The organism is Nesterenkonia flava, assembly GCF_031432335.1.
Classification (GTDB): Bacteria; Actinomycetota; Actinomycetes; order Actinomycetales; family Micrococcaceae; genus Nesterenkonia; species Nesterenkonia flava.
In genome coordinates, this window is the sequence record NZ_JAVKGT010000009.1 from 1 (window position 1) to 22,568 (window position 22,568).

Consider the following 22,568-nt stretch of genomic DNA (forward strand, 5'->3'; position numbering starts at 1 on the left):
GCCATCGGAGGCGCTGTGCCCTCAGACCGTGTTCACAACCTCACGGGGAAGTACAGCTAGCTGTTCGCGCTGTGACGGGGCATCGTTGGGCAACAGTGAAGTTTGGATGCGGTAGGCGCCGTCGGCTTCCTCCGTGCATTTCTCTGCTAGGGCCTGCTGACCGCCGTCGTCTGGGTTGATGTACCAGGTCAGTACTGGGGTGTCGTCGCCCTCGCCGCAGCTAGTCAGTAGCAAAGCCGCGGTCATGGCAACGGCTCCGATGCCGATGTGACCTCGTCGGCGCTTTGCGCCTCCAGTTGTCGTCATGGTTTCTCCAGCCATCCATCTAGGTAACGCTGATCACATCATCGGCATGTGACCTGGACGTAAGCTGGACTTGCTGGAGAAACGGGGGGCCGTGCCGCCCTAGGCAGACTTTTTGCGGAGTTTCTTAGCCTCGCTGCGCGTGAGAAGGACTGGTTCGGCAGCATCCCGGACGACTTCTTCGGTGATGGTCACCGCGGCGATGTCATCGCGGCCGGGGAGATCGAACATGACCGAGTTCAGCACTGCCTCGAGGATGGATCGCAAACCGCGGGCGCCCGTGCCCCGGGCCTGAGCGAGCTCCACGATCGCCGCGACCGCGCCGTCGGTGAACTCCAGCTCGACGTCGTCGATGGCGAAGATCTTCTGGTACTGCTTCAGCAGGGCGTTGCGGGGCTTGGTCAGGATGTCAGTCAGCGCGGCGTCGTCGAGCTCTTCGACCGTGGCCACCACCGGCAGGCGCCCGATGAACTCGGGGATGAGCCCGAACTTGTGCAGATCCTCGGGCTCGACGTCCGCATAGCTAACCTCGCCGCGCGTGATGGTGCTCAGCGGCGCACCGAAGCCGATGCCCTTGCGCCCGGCGCGGGACTCGATGATCTCCTCCAGTCCGGCGAACGCACCGGCGACGATGAACAGCACGTTGGAGGTGTCGATCTGGATGAACTCTTGCTGGGGGTGCTTGCGCCCGCCCTGCGGTGCCACGGAGGCTACGGTGCCCTCAAGGATTTTCAGCAGGGCCTGCTGCACACCCTCACCGGAGACGTCGCGGGTGATGGAGGGGTTCTCCGACTTGCGGGAGATCTTGTCGATCTCATCGATGTAGATGATGCCCTGCTCCGCCTTCTTCACGTCGCCGTCGGCGGCCTGAATGAGCTTCAGCAGAATGTTCTCGACGTCCTCTCCCACGTAGCCGGCCTCGGTGAGGCTCGTGGCATCGGCAACGATGAAGGGAACCTGCAGCTTCTTGGCCAGGGACTGTGCCAGGTAGGTCTTACCCGAACCGGTGGGCCCCACCATGAGGATGTTGGACTTGCCGATCTCAACGTCGTCGTAGGGGCCCTTCTCCAGGGAGGCGGTCTTGGAGGAGGAGCCAGTGGCCTGCACGCGCTTGTAGTGGTTGTGCACCGCCACGGCCAAGGTGCGCTTGGCCTTCTCCTGTCCTACGACGTACTCGTCGAGGAACTGGTAGATCTCCTTGGGCGTGGGCAGCTCGAAGTCATCAGACTCCTGCACCTCGTTGAGGTACTCGTCGATGATTTCATTGCAGAGCTCGATGCACTCATCGCAGATGTAGACGCCGGGGCCAGCGATGAGCTTGTAGCGGACCTGCTTCTGGCTCTTCCCGCAGAATGAGCACTTCAGCAGATCGGTGCTCTCACCAATTCGTGCCATGGAATGAAACCCCTCAAGGTCCGCCAACGATAGTACCTATCCAGACTACGCCACCGCGCTGACATCTTCGGTGACCGGCGCGGATGCGACGAAGGGCCCGCCGCAGCAGCGACGAGCCCTTCGTCTTCAGCCTTCTCAGCTGAGAGGAAGCTTGCGAGAGGCGAGGACCTCGTCCACCAGGCCGTAGTCCTTGGAGCCCTCAGCGGAGAGGAACTTATCGCGATCGATGTCCTCGCTGATCTGTTCCGGGGACTTGTTGGTGTGCTTGGCGAGCACCTCCTCCATCCACGTGCGGATGCGGCGCACCTCGTCCGCCTGGATGGCCAGGTCGGTCGCGGTGCCGCGGGTGCCACCCATTGCCGGCTGGTGGATCAGCACGCGGGCGTTGGGCAGCGCCAGGCGCTTGCCCGGGGTGCCCGCGGCCAGCAGTACCGCAGCCGCCGAGGCCGCCTGGCCCAGGCAGACCGTCTGCACGTGCGGACGGATGAACTGCATCGTGTCGTAGATGGCGGTCATTGCGGTGAAGGAGCCGCCGGGCGAGTTGATGTAGAGAGTGATGTCGCGCTCGGAGTCCATGGACTCCAGCACGAGCAGCTGAGCCATGATGTCGTCCGCGCTGGCGTCGTCCACCTGGGCGCCAAGGAAGACGATCCGATCCTCGAAGAGCTTCGCGTAGGGATCCTGGCGCTTGAAGCCGTAGGGGGTCCGCTCCTCGAACTGCGGGAGGATGTAGCGGGACTCCGGCATCTGCGGCGCGGTCTGAGTGAAATCGAAGTTCATTGTCATTCTCCTAAAGTGCGTGATGAGCCGATGTCTCTCAGAGGCCGCCGTCGCCGGAGACGGTGGAGGAGCGCTGGGCGATCTTGTCGAAGAATCCGTACTCGAGGCCCTCCTGCGCGGTGAACCACTTATCGCGGGCGTTGTCCTTGAGGATGGTGTCCACCGACTGGCCGGTCTGCTCGGCGGTCAGCTCTGCCATGACCTGCTTCATATGCTGAATGAGCTCAGCCTGGATGCGCACGTCTGACTCGGTGCCGCCGATGCCGCCCGAGGGCTGGTGCATGAGGATACGAGCATGCGGGGTCGCGAAGCGCTTGCCGGGGGTTCCGGAGGAGAGCAGGAACTGCCCCATGGAGGCCGCGAGGCCGGTGGCGACGGTGACGACGTCGTTCGGAATGAACTGCATGGTGTCATAGATCGCCATGCCGGCGGTCACGGAGCCGCCGGGCGAGTTGATGTAGAGGTAGATGTCCGCCTCGGGGTCCTCGGCGGAAAGCAGCAGCATCTGGGAGCAGATGGCGTTGGCGTTGTCATCGCGCACCTCGCTGCCGAGCCAGATGATCCGCTCCTTGAGGAGACGGTTGTAGATGTAGTTGTCCTGGGATTCGGGAGCCACGGTGGCCGCCGCGGTGGGGTGCTCAGACACGGATTACCTCCACTGTCAATCGTGTGATGTTGTACCAGGAACACTACTGGACGCAGACTCCCCGACGACGCCGTCGGCTGGGGTGTTCGCCCATGGCGCGAAAGAGCCCCAGTCCCGTGGGGTATGCGCGGGAGGCTGGGGCTCTTTCAGCGGAGGCTTAAGGTTTACTTCTCGGTCTCGGTCTCTGCGGCCTCGACCTGCTCCTCGGCCTCGTCCTCAGCGGAGGCAGGAGTCACGAAGTCGCTCAGGTCGATCTCGGCGCCGTTGGAGTCGGTGACCTTGGCATACTCCAGGACCTTCGCCAGCGCCTTACGACGACGGACCTCGCCGAAGATCATGGGCACCTGGCCGGCCTGGTCCAGCATCTGGGCGAACTGGTTGGGCTCCATGCCGTACTGGGAGGCGGTGGAGACGATGTACTCGATCAGCTCGGACTGATCAACGTTGACCTCTTCGGCCTCGGCGATTTTGTCCAGGACGATCTCGTTGCGGAACGCCTCCTCGGTCTGCTCACGGATCTCGGAGCGGTGCTCCTCAGTGTCGTGCTCGTCGCCGGCGGAGTGACCCTGAGCGTTGAAGTGCTGTTCGATCTGGGACTCGACCACAGACTCGGGCACGGGCACCTCAACCAGCTCCATGAGCTTGGCCAGCACCTTATCGCGGGCTTCGACGCCCTGCTCGGTGACGAGGTTCTCCTCGGCCTTCTTCTTCAGGTCTTCCTTGAGCTCGTCAATGGTGTCGAACTCGGAGGCCATCTGCGCGAACTCGTCGTCGGCCTCGGGGAGCTCGCGCTCCTTCACGGCGGTCAGAGTGACCTTGACGGTGGCCTCCTCACCGGAGTGCTCGCCGCCCTTCAGGGTGGTGGTGAAGGTGGCGTCCTCGCCGGCGGAGAGACCCTCGAGGGCCTCGTCGATACCCTCGAGCATGGTGCCTGCGCCCACCTGGTAGGACAGACCGGTGGCGGAGTCGACCTCTTCGTCGTCGATGGTTGCGGAGAGGTCGATCGTGACGAAGTCATCGGTGGCGGCCGGACGCTCGACGTCCTTCAACGTGCCGAAGCGGGAGCGCAGCTCGTCCAGCTGCTTCTGCGCTGCCTCGTCGTCGACCTCGCGAGCCTCAACCTCAACCTCAAGGCCCTTGTAGTCAGGCAGTTCGATCTTGGGCTGGATGTCCAGCTCGCCCGAGAACTTCAGCACACCCTCGTTGGTCTTGACGTCGGGGATCTCCTCGACCTCCACCTCGGGGCGCGAGAGCGGGGTGAGCTCGGCGTCAGCCAAACCAGCCTGGTAGAACTCCTGCAGGCCGTCGTTGATGGCCTGCTGCACCACGTACTCACGACCGACACGCTGGTCGATGATCGGAGCAGGAACCTTGCCCTTGCGGAAGCCGGGCACCTGAACCTGTGCAGCGATGCTCTTGTAGGCATCCTTAATCTTGGGCTCAAGCTCTTCGGCTGAGACTTCAACCGTGAGCTTGACTCGAGTCGGGTTCAGTTCTTCGACGGTGCTCTTGACCACGTGGGGGCTCCTGAATAGGTGTTACTGCAATGTTGTTAGAAGGATTCCGTCGGGGTGACAGGATTTGAACCTGCGACCTCCTGCTCCCAAAGCAGGCGCTCTACCAAACTGAACTACACCCCGTCATGCTCCGCACCCCCGCTCGCGGGGTTTCGGCGCCATGTCGGCACGGACCGATACACAATAGCGTGTCCGGCACCGGCCGGGCGAATTATGCCGCCCGACCGGCGCCTGCACGGAAGAAAACTAGCGGCCTTCGTAGTAGATGGGCGCATTCGGACCCAACGGCAGGTCCAGTCCCATCCAGCCCAGAGTCATGACTGACCAGACCGCCATGAAAGCGATGGCGTAGGGCAGCATCACCGAGATCAGCGAGCCGATTCCCAGCCGCTTGTCGTAGCGCTGGGCCGCCACGATGATGATCGCGAAGTAGGGCAGCAGCGGGGAGAGGATATTGGTAGCGGAGTCAGAGACGCGGTAGGAGGCTTGAGTCAGCTCCGGGGAGAGCCCGAGGTGCATCATGATCGGCACCATAATCGGGGCCAGCAGCGCCCATTTGGCGGAGGCGGAGCCCACGAACAGGTTCACGACGGCGACGAAGAGCATGAAGACAAGCACCAGAAGGAAGCCGTTGAGGTTGATGGCCTCCAGTGCGTCACCGCCGAGCACCGCGACGATCTGGCCGAGGTTGGACTGCGTGAAGTAGGCGATGAACTGTCCGGCGGTGAACGCCAGCACCAGGAACATGGCCATACCGGCGAGGGTCTTGGACAGGTGGTTGACGGCGTCGGTGTCGTTGCGAACCACCTTGGTGACGATGCCGTGGACCAGACCTGGCACGAAGAACACCGCGATGATGACGACGGCGAGGGGGTCCATGAACGGCGACTGGACGATCGCGCCGCCCTCTCCGCGCAGCGGAGCGTTCTCGGGGATGATCAGCAGCAGCATGGCAGCCACGCTGACCACCAGGGCGATGCCCGCTGCGATGAGGCCCTTCTTCTCCAGGGAGGTGATCGTCATGGCTGCCCGATCCTCCTCGGCCGCAGCACCCTCGCCGTGCCAGTCACCCAGGCGCGGCTCGACCACGTAACGGGAGACAAGGGTGCCGGTGATGGCCAGGACGAAGGTCGAGACCAGGATGAACCAGTAGTTCATCAAGATGTTCATGCCCTCGGCGTATTCCTCATCGACGGTCGCCGCGGCCTGGAGGGTCAGCTCTCCCAGGGCGGCGTCCATGCTGGAGAGCAGCAGGTTGGCGCTGAAGCCGACCGAGACACCCGCAATCGCGGCGGCGATGCCGGCCAGGGGTGCCGCCCCAGCGCGACGAAGAGCATGGCCGCCAGCGGAGGCAGCACCACGTAGCCGGCGTCGGCGGCTACCGAGGACATAATGCCGGCGAAGACGATGGCGAACGCCACCAAGGTACGGGGGATGGAAAGGATGAAGGTCCGCAGCGCGGTGCCGATCAGGCCGGTCTGCTCCGCCATGCCGATGCCGATCATGGTCGCCAGCACCACGCCCAGGGGGGCGAAGCCCAGGAAGTTGTCAACCATGGAGGTGAACATCCACTGCACGCCCTCGGCCGAGAGCAGATTGAAGACCGCCACTGTCTCGGTGACAAGCTCGCCCTCTTCGTTGAACCGCTCGAACTCCAGGCTGTAGCCGCCCAGAGCCCAGGAGAGCACCACAACCGCCAGGGTCAGCAGAGCAAAAAGGGTAACCGGATGGGGCAGTTTGTTGCCCAGGAACTCGATGCCGTCGAGGAATCGCTGGAAGATGCCGCGGCGGCGGGTGCCTGTCTCGGGCGCCGCGGCCTCTGCGCCGGGGACAGGCTCGTTGGCTGTGGGGTTCATTCGCGGGGTGTCCGTTCCTGAAGAATACGGTCTCAGCCCCGGGATCTGGGGCTGAAGGCGTCAAGATTGTCCCGAAGAACATAGACGTCATGGGCGACGACGTCACCGTTGAAGCCCCCGCAGGGCCTGTGGGATTCGCCTCAGACAGGCACCGAAGCCGGCGAGACGGCGGCTCTCCGCTAGGTGCGATCAGTAGAGCTGCACCACGATTTGGCATCGGCGAAAAAGTCCTGCTAGGCTTTTACGTCGTTGCCCCGAAGAGATGAAGGGCGCGAATAACTGAAGAAAGACGGGCCGCTAGCTCAACTGGCAGAGCATCAGACTCTTAATCTGCAGGTTCCGGGTTCGAGTCCCGGGCGGCCCACCACAGCATCAGAAAATGAGCCGCTGATCAGCACTTCACTCCTCGAGGTACTGGTCAGCGGCTCATTTTGTGCCCCCCTTGAAGCCTGCGCGCGGCTCAGTGGTCCATGAGCTCGTCAGTGACCCATGAGCTCCACGGTGTCGAAGAACTCGTCGAGAAAATCGTTGAAGTCCTCGACGTCGTTCTGCTGGCGCAGCCGGACCTGGCTCAGCCCGTCGAAACGCACTTCCCCGCACATCCGCAGCTTCACCTTGCGCCCCGTGGAGAGGGTGATCTCTACAACATCATCGTCGGCGGACATCGCCGCGAGGTTGGTGAGGTTCACCGTAACAGGCATGGACGGCCGAACGTCCTCCTGGTCCGACCCCTCCCCCGCGGATATCGCGTGCACACGAGCCAGCGCGGCTTCCAGGTCAACCGGGCACAGCACCATCTCCAGAGGACCCCGGCGATACCCCACCAGCAGGTGGGGCGCCTGGGCCACGGTCTCCTGAGCCGAGGGCTCTGACCCGCCGGTGGCTTCGCCCCCGGTCTCCCCACCAAGCAGATTCTGCGCGTACAGAATGTTGTAGGAGCCGAAGTTCATGACCGAGGCGTCGAAGGCAGCGCGCAGGGCCGCCACAAGCTGCTCCTCCGCGGCGCTGCGGTCGGTGTGGATGACCATGGGATCAGTGTAGAGAGGGGGTGTGACAACCACGTTATACGCTGGTCACAGCCCGACATCTACAGGTTTAAAGGAGCAGCTATGTCCGAGCGTCTTGCCTCCGGCGACACCGCACCCGACTTCACCCTCACCACTGCCACTGGGGACAGCGTCTCGCTGAAGGACCTGCGTGGCCAGAAAGTCATCATCTACTTCTACCCCAAAGCCTCTACGCCCGGCTGCACCACCCAGGCGTGCGACTTCCGTGATTCCATGGCCTCCCTGCAGGGCGCCGGTTACCACGTGCTGGGAGTCTCGCCGGATCCCGTGGCCGCGCTGGAGAAATTCACCGCTGACCAGCAGCTGACCTTCCCTCTGCTGTCGGACGAGGACCACTCCGTGGCCGAGGCCTATGGCGCGTGGGGCGAGAAGAAGAACTACGGCCGCGTCGTGGAAGGACTGATTCGTTCCACCATCGTCGTGGACGAGAACGGCGTCGTGGAGCACGCGCTTTACAACGTCAAAGCCACTGGCCATGTTCAGCGGCTCAAGGACAAACTCGGCGTCTGAACCGAGCTCCGAGGACGTGTCGGCGAGGGCGACACCTCGGCGTGGGGCCGGTGAGCTTGTAGACTGGTCCCTCGCACGCGCGAGTGGCGGAATTGGTAGACGCGCTGGATTTAGGTTCCAGTGTCTTTGACGTGCGGGTTCAAGTCCCGCCTCGCGCACCAGACAGAACATGCCCCACTGATCAGGCTCAGGTTCCCGTGCCTATGTGGCAGGACATAAGCCCAGGCCGGTCTTCACGGATCGGGGTCGACGCGGTCCGTGAATTCGTCGCGACAACCGGCAGGTCCCTCGGCGCCCCCGGGCCCTGAGCACCGGTAGAATTCTGCCAATGGCCACAGTGAATCGCAGGGGTTTCCTGAGCGCGGCCGGTCTGACCGGCGCCTCAGCGGCGCTGACCCCCTATCTCCCCTTCAGCGCAACCGACGAAACCCCCTCCTCTTCCCCCTCCCCCGATGCCGACCCCGCGGATAAGGGAACCATTGTCATTGCGGCCACCTCCCGCGTCCGCAGCCTCGACCCCGCCCTGGCCGTAGACACCGAGTCCGAACGCATCTGTCGGCAAATCTATGAATCCCTGATCGGCATCGACCGTGAGACCGGCGCCGCGGCACCGGCTCTGGCCACCGAGTGGGAAGTCAGCGACGACGGCCTGACCTACACCTTCCAGCTGCAGCCGGACGTGACCTTCCATGACGGCACGCAGCTGAGCGCCGACGTCGTCGTCGCCAATATTGAGCGCTGGGGTCGCCTGAACGAGATCTACGGCACCGAGGCCGAGAACGGCACGTCTCTGGCCTTTCCCTCCGTCTTCGGCGGTTTCCTCGATAGCGAGGAATGCGTCCTGGAGTCCGTGGAGGCCGAGGACGAGACCACAGTGGTGCTGACCCTCACCGAGCCTGTCTCGTATCTGCTGCAGGCCCTGACGCTGCCGGCCTTCGGAATCGCCTCAGCCGAACGCATCAGCGACGACGACCCCGATCTCCTCGAGCGCGAGCCCGCCGGCTCCGGGCCGTACCGCCTCACGGCCCGCGAGGACGGCAACGTGACCCTGGAAGCCTTCGAAGAGTACTGGGGCGGGGCTCCCGCAGTGCCGCGCATTCAGGTGAATTCCGTACCCAAGTCCTTCGACCGGCTTCGAGACCTGACACGGGGAGCCGCTGATGTCTATGAATACATCACCGCGGACAACCTTCGCCCGCTGGTGCAGGCAGGGCGGCAGATTCTTCAGCGTGACCCCTTCTCCATCCTCTACCTGGGCTTCAACCTCGAGCACCCGGTGATGTCCGATCTGACGGTGCGCGAAGCAGCAGCCCGAGCAGTGGAGCGCAACGAGTTGATGGCAGGGCTGTTCCTGGACGGGACCCGTCCGGCCCACCAGTTTGTTCCCGCCGCCCTGGGCGTGCATTCGGAGGAGGTGCCCCGGTACAGTCGCAACCTTGCCGAGGCCCAGCGCCTGCTGGAGGAGTCGGACTACGACGGCGAACCACTGGTCTTCTACTACCCAATGCGGACCACCCGCTCCTACCTCCCCCAGCCCGAAGCAGTGTTCGCCCGCATCGCCCGGGATCTCACCGCCGCCGGGTTCGTCATCCAGCCGCGGCCCGTCGTGTGGGACGAGGGGTATCTGGAGAGGATGCTCGGAGACGACCAGCGCGCCATGCATCTGCTGGGGCGCAACGGCGGATACCGTTCGCCCCACAGCTTCTTAGGCCCCCTCTTCTCCCAGTCCACGGCCGAGTTCCGCTATGACAGTGAAGAGCTGCGCCAGCTTTTGGCCGAGGCCCGTGCGGAGCTGGACGATGAGGCCCGCGACGAGCTCTACCGACAGGCGGCGGACATTCTGGCAGCGGACATGCCGGCGGTGCCCCTGGTGTACCCCATCTCCGGTCTGGCTCTGGGATCGAAGGTCGTGGACTACCCGATGTCACCGGTGCTTCACGAGCGTTTCGACGACATCGTGCCCTCCTAATTTCATGGGGGTCTCACGCCGCGGGTAAAGTCAAGGGCGAATCCGACTCTCACCAGTTGAGCAGTTTCACCAGTTGAACAAGGAGAACCTGTGGCCACGTCACCGTCGACCAGCGCAGCTGACCGTTTCGATGTCATCCTCATCGGGGCGGGCATCATGTCCACCACCCTGGGGGCCATCCTCAAGGAGCTGGAGCCGAACTGGTCGATCGGCCTCTTCGAGAAGCTGGACCAGGCCGGACAGGAGTCCTCCAACCCGTGGAACAACGCGGGCACCGGCCATGCCGCCCTGTGCGAGCTGAACTACACTCCCCGCGGTACCGACGGTCAGATCTCCACCGTCAAGGCGCAGGGCATCAACGAGCAGTTCCACGTCTCCCGGCAGCTGTGGTCTCACTGGGTGGAGAACGGCACCCTGGGCTCCCCGCGCACCTTCATCAACGCCCTGCCGCACATCAGCTTTGTGTGGGGCGATGAGAACGCGCAATACCTGCAGGACCGGTACGAGGCCATGGCCGCCCAGCCTCTCTTCGCCGATATCGAGCACACTGAGGACCACTCAGTCATCGGCGAGTGGGCGCCTCTGCTGACCCGGGGACGCGATTCCTCTCAGCGCGTGGCAGCCTCCAAGTTCGCCTCCGGCACCGATGTGGACTTCGGATCCCTGACCCGGCAGCTGGCCACGCACCTGGACTCCGCCGGGGTGGACATCCGCTACCGCCACGAGGTCACCTCCATCCGCCGGGGCACCGACGGTCGATGGCAGGTCACCGTGAAGAACTCCGCCACCGGCGAGAAGACCACCGCCAACTCACGCTTCGTCTTTGTCGGCGCGGGCGGCGGTGCTCTGGGTCTGCTGCAGGCCTCCGGCATTGAGGAGATCAAGGGCTTCGGCGGCTTCCCGGTCTCCGGCAAGTTCCTGCGCGCTACCGACTCCGCGGTGGCTGAGCAGCATCACGCCAAGGTCTACGGCCTGGCGTCAGTGGGCGCTCCTCCCATGTCGGTGCCTCACCTGGACACGCGCTTCGTGGAGGGTCGCCGCACGCTGATGTTCGGCCCCTACGCCGGCTTTTCCACGAACTTCCTCAAGCACGGCTCCTTCCTGGACCTGCCGCTGTCTGTGCGTCCGCACAACCTCGTGCCGATGCTGCAGGTGGGTAAGGACAACACCGACCTCGTCACCTACCTGGTGAAGGAAGTCACCAAGTCCCGCAAGGCCAAGATCGAGGAGCTGCACCGCTTCTACCCCGAGGCCGACGGCGACCAGTGGGAGCTCATCACCGCCGGCCAGCGCGTGCAGGTCATGAAGAAGAACGAAAAGGGCAAGGGCGTGCTGCAGTTCGGCACCGAGCTGGTGGCTGCCGGCGACGGTTCGATCGCCGGCCTGCTGGGTGCCTCCCCCGGTGCCTCCACCGCGCCGAGCATCATGTTCAAGCTGCTCGAGCGCTGCTTCCCGGCTCAGGCTGAAGGATGGAAGCCCCGCCTGGAGCAGATGGTGCCCTCCTACGGCCGCCTTCTCAATGACGACCCCACGCTCCTGGGCGAGGTCACGGCCGCCACTAACAAGACTCTGCAGCTCGACGTCTGAGATGGGCAGGCTCCGCTACCCCGCGCCTGAGTCGTTCCGGACTCCGCGGGGTATGACGGTGCATCGCTGGGCACCGGCTTCCGTCGAGGACGGCGTGGAGCCGGTGCTGCTGATCCACGGCTTCGCGTCCAACACGCTGTTCAACTGGGTGAAGACCGGGTGGCTGGACCCGTTGGCCGACGCCGGACGAGAGATCCTCTCCGTGGACCTGCCCGGCCACGGAGCCTCCTCGGAGATAAACCCGACAGGCCTGCGGATCCCTCACCTGGTGGCGGATCTGGCCGAGGTCATCGATCAGGCCGGCGGCACTGCCGCAGTGCACGGATACTCGCTGGGGTCGCGTATTGCGTGGGAGTTGGCCTATGAGCACGACGACGCCGTCGCCTCTTTGGTCATGGGCGGCTCACCGGTCACCGACGAGGTCTACCGGGTGGATGCCGAGCAGGCCCGCGCCTGGGCGGCGGGCGGGGAGGAACCGAGCGATGAACGGACTCGCCGATTCATTACCGTGGCCGCGGCTCTTCCGGACCAGAACCTGCCGCATGTGGTGGAACTGCGCCTGAGCCTGGCCCAGGACCGTCTGGATCCGACCGCTAAGGTCCCCACGGTGCCTACCCTGGTGGTCGCCGGAGAACGCGACTCCATCGCTGAGGGCGCTCATGCTCTGGCCGATCTGGTCGCCGGGACCGGCAGCCCCTCGGAGTTTGTCCCGCTCCCCGGACGTACCCACGTCAACGCTCTGACCTCGGCCACGTACAAGAGCGCAGTCCTGGAGTTTCTCGCCGGGCACCGTTCAGGCTGAAATCCTCCGCGGAGGTTCGTCCTGCTCCTCAGCGGGCAGCCGCACAGCCAGCACCGGTGTGGTGGCTGCGGAGAGCACGGCGGCCAGACCCAGCACCCCCGCGGTGGAGAACAGGCCCACCGCGAATCCCAGCACCACAGCCAGCACCAGACTCAGGCGGTTCACCGCCGTACTGCGCAGCGGGCGGGGCAGCACGGGCGCGCTTGCACCGGCGAGCAGGGAAAGCACTAGCACCACAGGGGCAGAGGCCCAGGGGTTCTGCGCGCCCAGCAGGTTGTCGATGGCGGGGATCAGCACGATCAGCACCGCCGTGTGGCCGATCCCGGTCAGCAGCAGGATGTTCCGCACGGAAAACCGTCGGCCCATCCACCCTGTGGCCTGCGGTGCCCACCACAGGATGGCGAACGTGAGCAGCATGGTCAGGACTGCAAGCAGAAACGTCCCCTCATCCGTAATCGCCAGCGCCAGTGCCGGCAGCAGCAGCACACGGGGCAGCTGGACAGCGGCCCTCAGAAGCCTGTCCCCGGCATGAGAACCGTTGTGCCGACCGCGGCGTGCTGAAGCACCTTCGGGTCCTGTGTCAGCGCTGCCCGGCAGCGGGGCGCTCACTGCGGGGCCCGCACTCTCAGAGTCGATCCGTGGCGCTGTTTGATGACCTGCAGCTGCGCGGGGATCTGGCGGTGCATTTCGCTGACGTGGCTGACGACGCCCACGCGCCGCCCCTCACCCTGGAGGGCGTGCAGCGCCGTCATGACGGCCTCGAGAGTCTCCTCATCCAGTGACCCGAACCCTTCGTCGATGAAGAGGCTGGACATGCTGATCCCGCCGGATTCCGCCTGCACCACTTCAGCCAGCCCCAGCGCCATAGACAGGGAAGCCATGAAGGTTTCGCCGCCTGAGAGCGATGAGGTGGGCCGCTGCTCGTCGGCGTGCTCGTCATGGACCTTCAGATCCAGCCCCTGCTGGCCGCGGCCTCGGGTGTCGTCATCGTGGAGCAGCTGGTACCGGCCCTCGGACATCGCGTGGAGGTGACGGCTGGCCGCCTCTGCCACGCGCTCCAGCCGGGCGGCAAGCACAAAGGCAGTCAACGTCATGCGCAGCGGATTGTCCGGCCCGCTCCCGTTGACGGTGGCCGCCAACTCCGCGCGCTGCAGCTGTTCAGCGGCCAGGGTCTCCCGTTCGGTGAGGGCCGCGTCCAAGGATGACAGGCATTCGTTGACCGATTCCGCGCGAGCCTCGAAGGTGGTGAGGGCACGCTGAGAGTCCTCCCAGTCCTGCTGGGCGCGTTGAACCAGCTGGTCCGCCTCGCGGAGCTGCTCTTCGCCGGGCAGGTTCTCTCCCGCGTCGTGCCGTCTACGTCCTTGGGCAACCTCGTCCTGCTCGCCCTGGGCCGCTAGACGCTGCTCCTGAGCCTCGAACCTGCGCACCTGGGCGCTGAGCTCCTCAACCGTCTCGGCACTGAGCAGGGCCCCGGTCAAAGACTCTGCGGTCGCGAACGGCGAGGTCACCAGCTGGCGCTCCGCAGCCCGATGCGCCGTGGCCTCCTGGGAGGCGGCGGTCTCGGCCTGCCGGACGGCCCTTCGAGCCTGATCCAGAAGACTGTCAAGACCGGCCAGTGCCTCCAAGCGCTCATGCACGGTGGGGTGGGTCCCCCTCAGCTGTGCCAGGGCTGTCTCCAGCGACTGCGCTTCGTGTTCGAGCCTGCCGATCTCCGTGGTCTGAGTCTGCACTGTGTGCTGAGCCTCGGTCAGCTGCTGACGGGTCTCCCCGATCTGGCTGGTGAGCTGGCCCAGCTCCTCGCGCAGTTGATGCTGCTCGCGCCGCCGCCGTCGTACAGCGCGTTGGTCATCCTCCGCTGCACGTGCACGCTCCTGTGCTTGCGCTGCTGGGGTTTCGGCGTCCTCACCCAGGGTTGTCAGGATTTCGGTGAGCCTCTCCTGGGCGGCCTCAGCGACCGCGCGGGCGCTTTCCGCTGCTCGGCGCGCAGAATCCAGGCGGGCCTGGGCCTCCTCGACCTGTTCCTGGGTGGCGGTGTCGTTGCCGGGTTCGTAGGGCTGAGGGTGCTCACTGGATCCGCAGACCAGACACGGTTCTCCTGGACTGAGCTGGGCTGCCAGATGGGCTGCCATATTGCGCAGGTAGCTGCTCGAGGCCGCCCGGTAGGCCTCTTCTGCCGCGCCCTGGGCCTCGTGGTGCAGGCGCTGTTCCTCCTCGGCGTCGATCAGGCGCTGCTGGGCTGAGTCTCTGCGCTGAACCAGCTCCACGAGCTGGGCCGCCCGGGAAGTGCGCTGACCAGCCTCCTCCAGCTCAGCATCCAGCGCGTCGAGGTCAGCAAGGCCAGCCTGAAGCTCCTGCTGCTGTGCCTGTGCTGCATTCAGCGTCTGCTCCAGGCCCGCGGCGGATTTCTGCGCCCGGGAACGTCGAGCCTGGGCGGTTTCCTGCTCGTGGACCAGGCGCCGGTGACGGTCTTCCAGGTCGGCCGCGTCCTGCTCGGTGAGCCGCGACCGCAGAGTCACGAGTTCCTCGTAGGCGGCCTCAAGCTCGTCGCCGGCAACTTCTGCTGTGCCCTCGGCGATGATCTGCCGGGGCTGAATGTCCTCTTGCTGGTGGAGCGCCCGCTGCGCGACGTCAGCCGCAGCCAGCGCACGTTCCTGAGTCTGGCGCAGCTGCCGGCTCGCGTGCTCCGCGGCGTCGAACCACTGCTTCACCCCCGTGGCGGTCTCGTGGTCGCTCAGCTGGGCGCGCATCCGTGTGATCTCGGGATGTCTCTGCGCCTGGGCTTCCAGGGCCCGCCGGTGCTCGGCGTAGGCCAGCAGCTGCCGGCGTGCAAGGTGAAGCTCCTCGGACCGCGCGAGGGCCTCGTCGCGGCGTTCGGTACATGCGCTCAGTGCCGCGGTCAGCACCTGGTGGTGATGCTCAGCCGCCTCGTTGACCGCTTTGCTGAGATCCGGTACCGGGATTTCCCGAAGATCCGGATCCTGGTCCTGCGCCTGCTGGGCGCTGTTCGGCTGGGGAAGGGACAGCAGCACCGCTGCGTCCCGGCGTAACGACCCCGAGAGCACCTCGATCCGACCGTCGATCTCCTTAACCTGCGTCTCCGTCTCACGCGCCAGGTTCCGCAGGTGCTCCTCGACCGCGCGGAATCTGTCAGTGTCGAAGAGTCGCTCCAGGAGCGCCTGCTTCTCTTTGCTGTTGGCGTGCAGGAACTGAGCAAACGCTCCCTGGGGCAGAAGGATCACCTTGGTGAACTGCGCCATGTCCAGGCCCAGGAGCCTGCGAATTTCGTCGCTGGCGGCCTGCACTCCGCTGGTGAGGGGCTGATACTCCTGGCCGTCAAAGATCTCCAGGGTGACGCTCTGGTTGATCTGGCGCCACTGGGTGGCATCACGAACCTGGGGGCGGTAGTGCTGCGGAGTTCGGCGGATGCGGTAGCGGTTCTCACCGCTGGTGAACTCCAGCAGCACATACGGCTCACGTTCGGCGGGGGCGTGGTGGGACTTCAGCAGATTCTTGTCTCGCTCCCCGGGCACGTCCCCGTAGAGGGCGAAGGTGATGGCGTCCAAGATGCTGGTCTTGCCCGCACCGGTCTTGCCCTGCAGAAGGAAGAGGCCGTCGGCACCGAGCGCGTCGAAGTCCACGCTCTCGGTGCCGGGAAAGGGACCGAAGGCGCACAGGGTCAGGGTGTGCAGCTTCATCGGATACGCACCGCCTCAAGGGTCTCCTCGATCACACGCCGCTCCTGGTCGCTGGGGCCACGGTCACGGACATGGGCAAGGAAACCAGCAATGATCTCAGCATCGCTGGCAGCACCCTCGACCTTCGCCGAATAGGTGCTGCTGGAACGGACCCGCCCCTCCCCTTCGTAGCTGAAGGTGGCCAGATAGGGGTAGGCCTCGCGGACCCTCTGGTGGGCACGTTCGGGTCGCTCAGGGTCGGTGAGCTTGATCTGCACGTACGCGTCGGACCAGGCCTCAACCGTCTCCGGGGAGAGGATTTCCTCGATCGTGCCCTGCAGCTTCTTCACCTGCCGGCCGATCCGCCAGCCCAGGGGCGTGATGGCTATAGGAACGTCCTCGTCGACCGCTTCGGTCCGGACCAGCTCCGCACGCTCCGCTCCATTCTCCGCGGGGTCCTGCGCTGGTCGGGTGTCCAGCAGCCATGCCCCCTTGGCCTGATCCGCCTCCGAGAAGGAGTAGGTCACGGGTGAACCGCTGTAGCGAACCGTCGGGCTCAGTCTCTGCCGTCCGTGCAGGTGTCCCAGCGCCACGTAGTCAAATCCGCCGAAGAGCTCCAGCGGTACCACTGACAAGCCGCCGATGGTCTCCTCATGATGCTCGGGAACATCACCCGCGCGAGCCTCCACTCCGATGTTGCGCTCCGAGTCGGTCGCCACCCCGGAGGCGGCGAAGACATGCGCCATCAGCAGCACCCTGTCGATATGTTCCCCCACCTCACGGCGCTGGCGAAGGTCGGCACGGACTCGCCCGAGCACCTCATTCATCACGGCGGTGTGATGGGCCCGTGCGCAGCCCAACTGCGCCGCATAGAGCTGCGGCTCCAGATACGGCACCCCGTAGACCAGGACGCGCTCATCACCCTCGGCGAGTTCTACGGGAGTCCAGGCGTCTTCCAGAGCGCTGCGAATATGCACCCCCGAGGCCGACATCAGGCCGCGGGCAAAGCCCAGGCGCGCCGCCGAGTCGTGGTTGCCGGAAGTGATGATCACGTTGGAGCCCAGCTCCACGAGCCGCAGCAGGGCATCCTCCAGAGCTTGAACGGCCCATTCGGGAGGAAAGGCCCGGTCATAGATGTCTCCGGAGATCAGCACGGCATCGACGCCGTGCTCCTGAACCGCAGCGCAGACGGTGTCGAGCATCTGCTCCTGCTCGGCGCGCAGAGCATAGCCGTGGAAGCCCCGTCCGAGGTGCCAGTCAGAGGTGTGCAGGATCCGCATACCTCCACGCTAGCGACTGGGTGGGACATCCCCTCGCACCACGCTCAATCATGACGCCCTCAGAAGGTGACATACCCTTGAACACGTGACACACGATGAGGCGCTGATCAGTCATGTTGAGCAGGCAATGGCTCAGGAATTTCCCGAGGCCGACCAGAACGAGGCAGTGACCGTCCATGCGGAGCTGCTGCACCGGCTGTGCCTGGCCGACGGGCTCCTGGAGGTCCTGGAGTGGACGCGCCAGGGCACCGGAGCGGATCCCATGGCCTGCATGTGGCTGGCGGGGCTGCGCTGGTACCGGCTAATGAACGGGGGCTACCCTCCGAAGGCGCCCGAGCCGCCCGAGCGCCCGACCGATCGAGCCCTGGGACTGCTGCTGCGCTCAGGCGCGGTGCAGGTGGCTCCCGGATCCTCCGGCACGGCGGTAGCCGGGCTCTCCTCCGGCGAGATGGCCTACCCCTCTGCCCCCGCCCAGCCTGAGGCGGACGACGACGGCGTCCTCCTGCGTCTGGCACCCCTGGCTCTGGTGCCCTATATCGACGAGTCCATGCGCATGAACTGGACCGAGCAGGCGGTCTGCCTGACCCACGGCAGCCCGGAGCTGGTGGCACGAGCCCAGGAGCACGTCCGTCATCTTCATCACCAGCTGAGTGAAGAACCCGTGCAGACGCAGCCCCAGCTGCCCGGGATCGGCCTGCTGGGCGTCGTCGTCGAGGACTTGGGGCGCCGCTGGCGCGAGGTTACATCCCCGCGGCAGTAGCGTTGCTCAGCGCGGCCGGCAGGGGCGCGAGCCCCTGGGGCCATTCGGCTCCGATGAGTTCGCGGAAGTCCTCCTCGCACAACACCCGAAGCGGTTGTCCGGAGTCGCGGCGCCGAAGCGCGTCCCTGGCCTTGCTGCTGCGCAGCGGCTCGCACGCCTCCGGGTCTGACATATCGGAGGGTTCGAACCCATCCCCCACCACAAGCAGGCTGGTGCTTCCGGTCACGCGGGATGAGGTGCTCGCCCCCAGCCGCGCACAGAGCTTCTTGGCCTCAGCCCGTGGGATGCCCAGATTTCCCGTGAAGACCACGTGGTGCCCATAGAGGGGATGCTGGGGATCAGCCTCTGCACTGACCTGCGGGTTTCTGCCTTCGTCCTGCCAGCGCATTAGGTCGGGCAAGCTCTGGGGGTCGATGTCGGGAATCCGGGAGTCGAACAGGTGGGCGAAGGCCCGGACCTGCCGTGTGGCTCGGGACTCCCGGTCGCGGATCCCTTCCCAGGAGGCCAGCTCGGTGGTCTCCACCCCGCAGGAGCCGAAGAGCGTCTCCAGGGTGGCCTCCTGCCGGCGTCGGGCGATGTCGACGACGATTGCCGCGCAGGCTCGCGCGTCCTCCAGCGCCCAGTGGTGGCGGGTCAGTTCGTAACCGGCCTCTGCCGCTGCTTGTGGCAGCGCATGGGATGGAATCTCGTAGGTGGCACGGGAGAGGCTCACCGAGCAGAGGCAACGCATCCCGGGGCAGTCCAAGCCGGAGACTTCGAGGGAGGATTCGAAGACCTCCAGGTCGAAAGCGGCGTTGTGGGCCACCAACGTGTCCTCACCGATGAAGTCGATGATCTCTCCGAAAACCTCACCGAACCGCGGGGCGTCCGCCACCTGTTCGGGGGTGATGCCGTGGATGGCCACATTGCGGGGATCGAACCGGTCAAAGCCCAGTGGCGGCCGCATGGTGGTGTAGAACGAGTCGACTTCTCTGCCGTCACGGATGCGCACAAGGCCCACCGCACACGGGGAACCGCGGAAGCCGTTGGCGGTTTCGAAATCCACTGCGGTGAAGTGCAGTCCGGGGACGCCTCTTACGGGATGATGCTGCTGGGAGTCGTGCATCTGCTCTGCTGGGCGCCTCACCGCGCTGCCTGCAGCACCGCCGCGATCCGCGGCGCCAGAGCGGCGAAAGCCTTGCCACGGTGGGAAATGGCGTTCTTCTCCTGCATGCTCAGCTCGGCGCAGGAGCGGGACTCCCCGAGCGGCTGCAGGATCGGGTCGTAACCAAAGCCGCCGTCTCCGCGGGGTGCGCGCAGCAGCGTGCCCTGCAGGCGGCCGTGCTCGACGTACTCATCCCCAGAGGGCAGCACCAGTGATGCGGCGCAGACGAAGGCGGCGGCGCGGTGCTCATCGGAGATATCGGCCAGCTGTTCCAGCAGCAGCTGCAGGTTGGCCTCATCGGAGGCCTGCGTGCCGGCCCACCGGGCCGAGAAGATGCCGGGAGCTCCGCCGAGGACCTCGACGGCGAGCCCTGAGTCGTCGGCCACCGCCGGTAGGCCAGTCTGCCGCGCCACTTCGCGTGCTTTGATCAAGGAGTTCTCCTCGAACGTCACACCGGTCTCGGGGATCTCGCTGCAGCCGGCGGCTACGGCGTCGATCACCGCCGTCTCCAGGTCCACCGCCTCCAGGCCGGGCAAAGAGGCCAACAGCGCACGCAGCTCGCGGACCTTGCCCTGGTTCCGCGTGGCCAGGACGACCAGGGCCCCGGTCGCGCCGGCAGGGGTTGTCTGCTCGATCACTTCGACAGTGCCTCGCGCTGGATCTCGGCCAGCTGGCCGGTGCCGATGACGGCCAGGTCCAGAAGCTCATTGAGCTGGTCTCGGGAGAACGGCACGCCCTCGGCGGTGCCCTGGACCTCGACGAAGTCGCCGGATCCGGTCACCACGACGTTCATGTCCGTGCCGGCGGTCGCGTCCTCCCCGTAGGGCAGATCCAGCACCGCAGTGCCGTCGGGCAGGACCCCCACTGAAATGGCTGCCACCGAGTCGGTGAGGATCTCCGCCTTCTTGGAGATGTGGCCCTCGCCGCGGGCCCATTCCACCGCGTCGACCAGAGCGACGAAGGCGCCAGTGATCGCGGCGGTGCGAGTGCCGCCGTCGGCCTGGAGCACGTCGCAGTCCAGGGTGATCATGTTCTCACCAAGTGCCTTGGTGTCGACCACGGCCCGCAGGGAGCGGCCGATGAGCCGGGAGATCTCGTGGGTCCGTCCGCCGATCTTGCCCTTGACGGACTCCCGGGAATTGCGGGTGTTGGTGGCACGCGGAAGCATGGCGTACTCCGCGGTGACCCAGCCGGTGCCGTTTCCGCGCAGCCAGCGGGGCACATCAGATTCGAAGCTTGCGGTGCACAGCACCCGGGTATTGCCGAATTCGATGAGCGTGCTTCCCTCGGCGTGCTCAGACCATCCGCGGGTGATCTTCACCTCACGGAGCTGATCGATGGCACGGCCGTCTGCTCGGACGTAGTTCTGTGTCACGGTGTGCGGTACTCCTGTTGCGTACGTATCAGATCTCGTAGGTGGTGCCGGGCACCGTGGTGCCCAGCTCGCCGTCGTAGTGCTTGGCGGCGTGGGACCGGACCACCTTCGCATCGGTCCAGACCGGGATGTGGGTCAGCAGCAGACGCTTGGCTCCCGCCCGGGCCGCCATCTGTCCCGCCCGCGTGCCGTTGAGGTGGATGCCCTCGATGTGGTCGTCCCGTCCGTCCTCGAACGCAGCCTCGCACAAAAACAGGTCTGCGTCCTGGGCCGCTTCGACCAGAGAGTCGCAGGCATCAGTGTCACCCGAGTAGGTCAGCGTCTTAGTGACACCGTCCTCAGTGACCTGGACCCGCAGGGCATAGGGTTCATCGATGGTGTGCCGGACCTTGATGGGGGTGATGGTGAAGGGCCCCACGGTTTCGGCCTGACCCGCAGTCCAGATGTGGAAGTCGAAGTCGGCGTCCATCGTCTCATCTTCACCCAAGCCGTAGGCGGAGGTGATCCTCTCGTGGGTGCCGGTAGGACCGTAGACAGGGATCTTGTCGCTGGGCCAGCCCCCGGGCCGCCACCGCACAGCCACATGCAGGCCGCACAGGTCCATGAAGTGATCCGGATGCAGGTGGCTCAAGGCGACGGCGTCGAGGGTCTCAAGCGCAATATGCCGCTGCAGGGCGCCGATGGCGCCGTTGCCTAGGTCCAGGATGATCCGCCAGGTGCGCCCCTGATGCTCGGCCGAGAGCAGGTAGCAGGAGGCGGGAGAGGCTGGGCCTGGGAAGGAGCCGCTGTTTCCGACAATCGTCAACTTCATAGGCTGATGCTGCTCCCTTACGGTGCTCGGTCTGCTCTAACGTGCTGTTCGTGGCGAGGCTGTGGTCAGCATAGCGACTACTCATCGGGCAGTACATCGAGCATCGCGGAGAACAGCGTTTCCTGCAGCCAGGTCAGAAATGTGTAGATCTCCGCCATGAAGGTCTCCGTGGTCTTGGCGCCACCGTCCACCGCCATCTGGTGGATCTGCTCGGCATCGTCCTCGTCCTCAATGCCCAGCCGCACGGAGAGAGTCAGGCGCAGGTCGTTGAGGGCCCGGCCGAAGATGGGAGCCTGCTCCTCGCGCAGCCGCACCGGGGAAGATTCTAAAAGCATGCGCGCTGTGCGGAGATCCGAGATCTTCGACTCCCGCAGAGAGGCCTCGGACAGGCGCCGGAACTGGCCCGCCTCGCCCCTGTCAGAGGCGTGATCCGGGGACCAGGCATCGGGCAGCAGGCGCGCGAGGACCGGATCCTCGGGCGGGGCCATGCCGGCGTCGGGGACCTCCTCACCCAGCCCCTCCAGCTCCCGGCGGAAGTGGGCGAAGACGTCATCGTCTTCGGCCTGGGAAGAAGCGATCTCAGAAGGTTCAGAGCCTGCGGTGGAGGCCGCGTCGTCGTCGTGCTGCGGGGTCTGAGGCCGCGCCTTGACCTCAGCAGCCCCGCTCACCTCAGCAGCCCTGGCCTCCAGCAGCTGAATCACGTCGGCGCAGAGACCGGAGATCAGGCGACGTTCGTGGGCGTCGAGGTCTGCGGTGTATCCACGAGTCGTGGCGCGGAAGGCGCGGGCCATCAGGCCTCCTCAAGAGTGGCCTGGAGGCCGTAGCTGTGCATGGCGGTCACATCGCGTTCGGCCTTCTCCCGCGGTCCGGTGGCCACTACCGCACGGCCGTCGTGGTGGACCTGGAGCATGAGCTGGTGCGCTTTCTCCTTGGAGTGGCCGAAGTAGCTGCGGAAGACCCATGCCACGTAGGACATCAGGTTCACCGGGTCGTTCCAGACCACGACGTGGTACGGGTGGGCCGCGAAGACCTGCTCGGAGACGTCCGTGTCCTCACGCGGGAGGGTGGCGGAGGGGGCGGAACTCATACAGG

The 22,568-nt window shown here is 65.5% G+C and carries 20 protein-coding genes, 3 tRNA genes and 1 pseudogene; 7 read left to right on the forward strand and 17 right to left on the reverse strand.

Features of this window, described 5'->3' with window-relative positions:
- Window positions 1-21: 21 nt before the first annotated feature.
- The 7 genes and pseudogenes from RH857_RS04700 to RH857_RS04730 all read right to left on the reverse strand — a co-directional run bounded on the left by RH857_RS04700 (window position 22) and on the right by RH857_RS04730 (window position 6,497).
- Entirely contained in the window at window positions 22-306 is a 285-nt protein-coding gene (locus tag RH857_RS04700; protein WP_374761118.1) for a hypothetical protein, read from the reverse strand.
- A gap of 99 nt (window positions 307-405) precedes the next feature.
- On the reverse strand, window positions 406-1,698 hold the full coding sequence (clpX, locus tag RH857_RS04705) for an ATP-dependent Clp protease ATP-binding subunit ClpX (protein ID WP_310536817.1): 1,293 nt from the start codon (window positions 1,696-1,698) through the stop codon (window positions 406-408).
- Window positions 1,699-1,833: 135 nt separating this feature from the next.
- Window positions 1,834-2,478 (reverse strand): ATP-dependent Clp protease proteolytic subunit, encoded by a 645-nt coding sequence (locus RH857_RS04710; protein WP_310536818.1) that lies wholly within the window; start codon window positions 2,476-2,478, stop codon window positions 1,834-1,836.
- 37 nt (window positions 2,479-2,515) lie between these two features.
- On the reverse strand, window positions 2,516-3,124 hold the full coding sequence (locus tag RH857_RS04715) for an ATP-dependent Clp protease proteolytic subunit (RefSeq protein ID WP_310536819.1): 609 nt from the start codon (window positions 3,122-3,124) through the stop codon (window positions 2,516-2,518).
- Window positions 3,125-3,288: 164 nt separating this feature from the next.
- Window positions 3,289-4,641 carry a trigger factor gene (gene tig / locus RH857_RS04720; protein ID WP_310536820.1) on the reverse strand — a complete coding sequence of 451 codons (1,353 nt, stop codon included), beginning with the start codon at window positions 4,639-4,641 and terminating at the stop codon, window positions 3,289-3,291.
- Between the two features lie 49 nt (window positions 4,642-4,690).
- Window positions 4,691-4,764: transfer RNA gene (locus tag RH857_RS04725), tRNA-Pro, on the reverse strand.
- Between the two features lie 123 nt (window positions 4,765-4,887).
- Window positions 4,888-6,497: pseudogene (locus tag RH857_RS04730) on the reverse strand (AbgT family transporter).
- A 291-nt stretch (window positions 6,498-6,788) separates the two neighbouring features.
- Between RH857_RS04730 and RH857_RS04740 the strand changes: the two are divergent.
- Window positions 6,789-6,864 (forward strand) — tRNA-Lys (locus RH857_RS04740).
- 112 nt (window positions 6,865-6,976) lie between these two features.
- Here RH857_RS04740 and RH857_RS04745 read toward each other — a convergent pair.
- Window positions 6,977-7,525 carry a hypothetical protein gene (locus RH857_RS04745; RefSeq protein WP_310536822.1) on the reverse strand — a complete coding sequence of 183 codons (549 nt, stop codon included), beginning with the start codon at window positions 7,523-7,525 and terminating at the stop codon, window positions 6,977-6,979.
- A gap of 81 nt (window positions 7,526-7,606) precedes the next feature.
- Here RH857_RS04745 and bcp point away from each other — a divergent pair, with 81 nt between their 5' ends.
- The 5 genes from bcp (at window position 7,607) to RH857_RS04770 (ending at window position 12,432) form a co-directional block, all read left to right on the forward strand.
- Entirely contained in the window at window positions 7,607-8,074 is a 468-nt protein-coding gene (bcp, locus tag RH857_RS04750) for a thioredoxin-dependent thiol peroxidase (RefSeq protein WP_310536823.1), read from the forward strand.
- Between the two features lie 77 nt (window positions 8,075-8,151).
- Window positions 8,152-8,235 (forward strand) — tRNA-Leu (locus RH857_RS04755).
- A 167-nt stretch (window positions 8,236-8,402) separates the two neighbouring features.
- Window positions 8,403-10,043: an ABC transporter substrate-binding protein gene (locus RH857_RS04760; RefSeq protein ID WP_310536824.1), complete on the forward strand. Its 1,641-nt coding sequence runs from the start codon at window positions 8,403-8,405 to the stop codon at window positions 10,041-10,043.
- Between the two features lie 90 nt (window positions 10,044-10,133).
- On the forward strand, window positions 10,134-11,630 hold the full coding sequence (locus RH857_RS04765; protein ID WP_310536825.1) for a malate:quinone oxidoreductase: 1,497 nt from the start codon (window positions 10,134-10,136) through the stop codon (window positions 11,628-11,630).
- Between the two features lie 52 nt (window positions 11,631-11,682).
- A complete protein-coding gene (locus tag RH857_RS04770; protein WP_310536826.1) occupies window positions 11,683-12,432 on the forward strand; it encodes an alpha/beta fold hydrolase in 750 nt (249 codons plus the stop codon).
- Here RH857_RS04770 and RH857_RS04775 read toward each other — a convergent pair.
- The 3 genes from RH857_RS04775 to RH857_RS04785 are packed head-to-tail and all read right to left on the reverse strand — an operon-like array spanning window position 12,424 to window position 17,386.
- A complete protein-coding gene (locus tag RH857_RS04775; protein ID WP_310536827.1) occupies window positions 12,424-13,041 on the reverse strand; it encodes a hypothetical protein in 618 nt (205 codons plus the stop codon). The genes RH857_RS04770 and RH857_RS04775 overlap by 9 nt on opposite strands.
- Complete coding sequence (locus RH857_RS04780) at window positions 13,038-16,127, reverse strand: AAA family ATPase (RefSeq protein WP_310536828.1); 3,090 nt, start codon at window positions 16,125-16,127, stop codon at window positions 13,038-13,040. Before RH857_RS04780 ends, RH857_RS04775 begins: the two co-directional genes overlap by 4 nt.
- Window positions 16,124-17,386, reverse strand: a complete 1,263-nt coding sequence (locus RH857_RS04785) for an exonuclease SbcCD subunit D (RefSeq protein WP_310536829.1) — start codon at window positions 17,384-17,386, stop codon at window positions 16,124-16,126. Before RH857_RS04785 ends, RH857_RS04780 begins: the two co-directional genes overlap by 4 nt.
- Before the next feature lie 85 nt (window positions 17,387-17,471).
- Here RH857_RS04785 and RH857_RS04790 point away from each other — a divergent pair, with 85 nt between their 5' ends.
- Window positions 17,472-18,146 carry an ADP-ribosylglycohydrolase family protein gene (locus tag RH857_RS04790; protein ID WP_310536830.1) on the forward strand — a complete coding sequence of 225 codons (675 nt, stop codon included), beginning with the start codon at window positions 17,472-17,474 and terminating at the stop codon, window positions 18,144-18,146.
- Here RH857_RS04790 and RH857_RS04795 read toward each other — a convergent pair.
- From RH857_RS04795 to clpS, 6 genes are all read right to left on the reverse strand, one after another.
- Entirely contained in the window at window positions 18,127-19,272 is a 1,146-nt protein-coding gene (locus RH857_RS04795; protein ID WP_310536831.1) for a 3'-5' exonuclease, read from the reverse strand. The genes RH857_RS04790 and RH857_RS04795 overlap by 20 nt on opposite strands.
- Window positions 19,269-19,928, reverse strand: coding sequence for an RdgB/HAM1 family non-canonical purine NTP pyrophosphatase (rdgB, locus tag RH857_RS04800; protein ID WP_310536832.1), 660 nt, complete (start codon window positions 19,926-19,928; stop codon window positions 19,269-19,271). The genes RH857_RS04795 and rdgB overlap by 4 nt, the downstream gene beginning before the upstream one ends.
- Window positions 19,925-20,665, reverse strand: a complete 741-nt coding sequence (gene rph / locus RH857_RS04805) for a ribonuclease PH (protein WP_310536833.1) — start codon at window positions 20,663-20,665, stop codon at window positions 19,925-19,927. The genes rdgB and rph overlap by 4 nt, the downstream gene beginning before the upstream one ends.
- A 28-nt stretch (window positions 20,666-20,693) precedes the next feature.
- Window positions 20,694-21,476: an MBL fold metallo-hydrolase gene (locus RH857_RS04810; RefSeq protein ID WP_310536834.1), complete on the reverse strand. Its 783-nt coding sequence runs from the start codon at window positions 21,474-21,476 to the stop codon at window positions 20,694-20,696.
- Between the two features lie 77 nt (window positions 21,477-21,553).
- A complete protein-coding gene (locus RH857_RS04815) occupies window positions 21,554-22,267 on the reverse strand; it encodes a DUF2017 family protein (protein ID WP_310536835.1) in 714 nt (237 codons plus the stop codon).
- Window positions 22,267-22,563, reverse strand: a complete 297-nt coding sequence (gene clpS, locus RH857_RS04820) for an ATP-dependent Clp protease adapter ClpS (RefSeq protein WP_310536836.1) — start codon at window positions 22,561-22,563, stop codon at window positions 22,267-22,269. Before clpS ends, RH857_RS04815 begins: the two co-directional genes overlap by 1 nt.
- Window positions 22,564-22,568 lie beyond the last annotated feature (5 nt).

Bases quoted from the DNA above. Each gene is read 5' to 3' on its own strand.
- RH857_RS04700 (WP_374761118.1), bottom strand. From the start codon at position 306: ATGACGACAACTGGAGGCGCAAAGCGCCGACGAGGTCACATCGGCATC.
- clpX (WP_310536817.1), bottom strand. From the start codon at position 1,698: ATGGCACGAATTGGTGAGAGCACCGATCTGCTGAAGTGCTCATTCTGC.
- RH857_RS04710 (WP_310536818.1), bottom strand. From the start codon at position 2,478: ATGAACTTCGATTTCACTCAGACCGCGCCGCAGATGCCGGAGTCCCGC.
- RH857_RS04745 (WP_310536822.1), bottom strand. From the start codon at position 7,525: ATGGTCATCCACACCGACCGCAGCGCCGCGGAGGAGCAGCTTGTGGCG.
- bcp (WP_310536823.1), top strand. From the start codon at position 7,607: ATGTCCGAGCGTCTTGCCTCCGGCGACACCGCACCCGACTTCACCCTC.
- RH857_RS04760 (WP_310536824.1), top strand. From the start codon at position 8,403: ATGGCCACAGTGAATCGCAGGGGTTTCCTGAGCGCGGCCGGTCTGACC.
- RH857_RS04770 (WP_310536826.1), top strand. From the start codon at position 11,683: ATGACGGTGCATCGCTGGGCACCGGCTTCCGTCGAGGACGGCGTGGAG.
- RH857_RS04780 (WP_310536828.1), bottom strand. From the start codon at position 16,127: ATGAAGCTGCACACCCTGACCCTGTGCGCCTTCGGTCCCTTTCCCGGC.
- RH857_RS04785 (WP_310536829.1), bottom strand. From the start codon at position 17,386: ATGCGGATCCTGCACACCTCTGACTGGCACCTCGGACGGGGCTTCCAC.
- RH857_RS04810 (WP_310536834.1), bottom strand. From the start codon at position 21,476: ATGAAGTTGACGATTGTCGGAAACAGCGGCTCCTTCCCAGGCCCAGCC.
- RH857_RS04815 (WP_310536835.1), bottom strand. From the start codon at position 22,267: ATGGCCCGCGCCTTCCGCGCCACGACTCGTGGATACACCGCAGACCTC.
- clpS (WP_310536836.1), bottom strand. From the start codon at position 22,563: ATGAGTTCCGCCCCCTCCGCCACCCTCCCGCGTGAGGACACGGACGTC.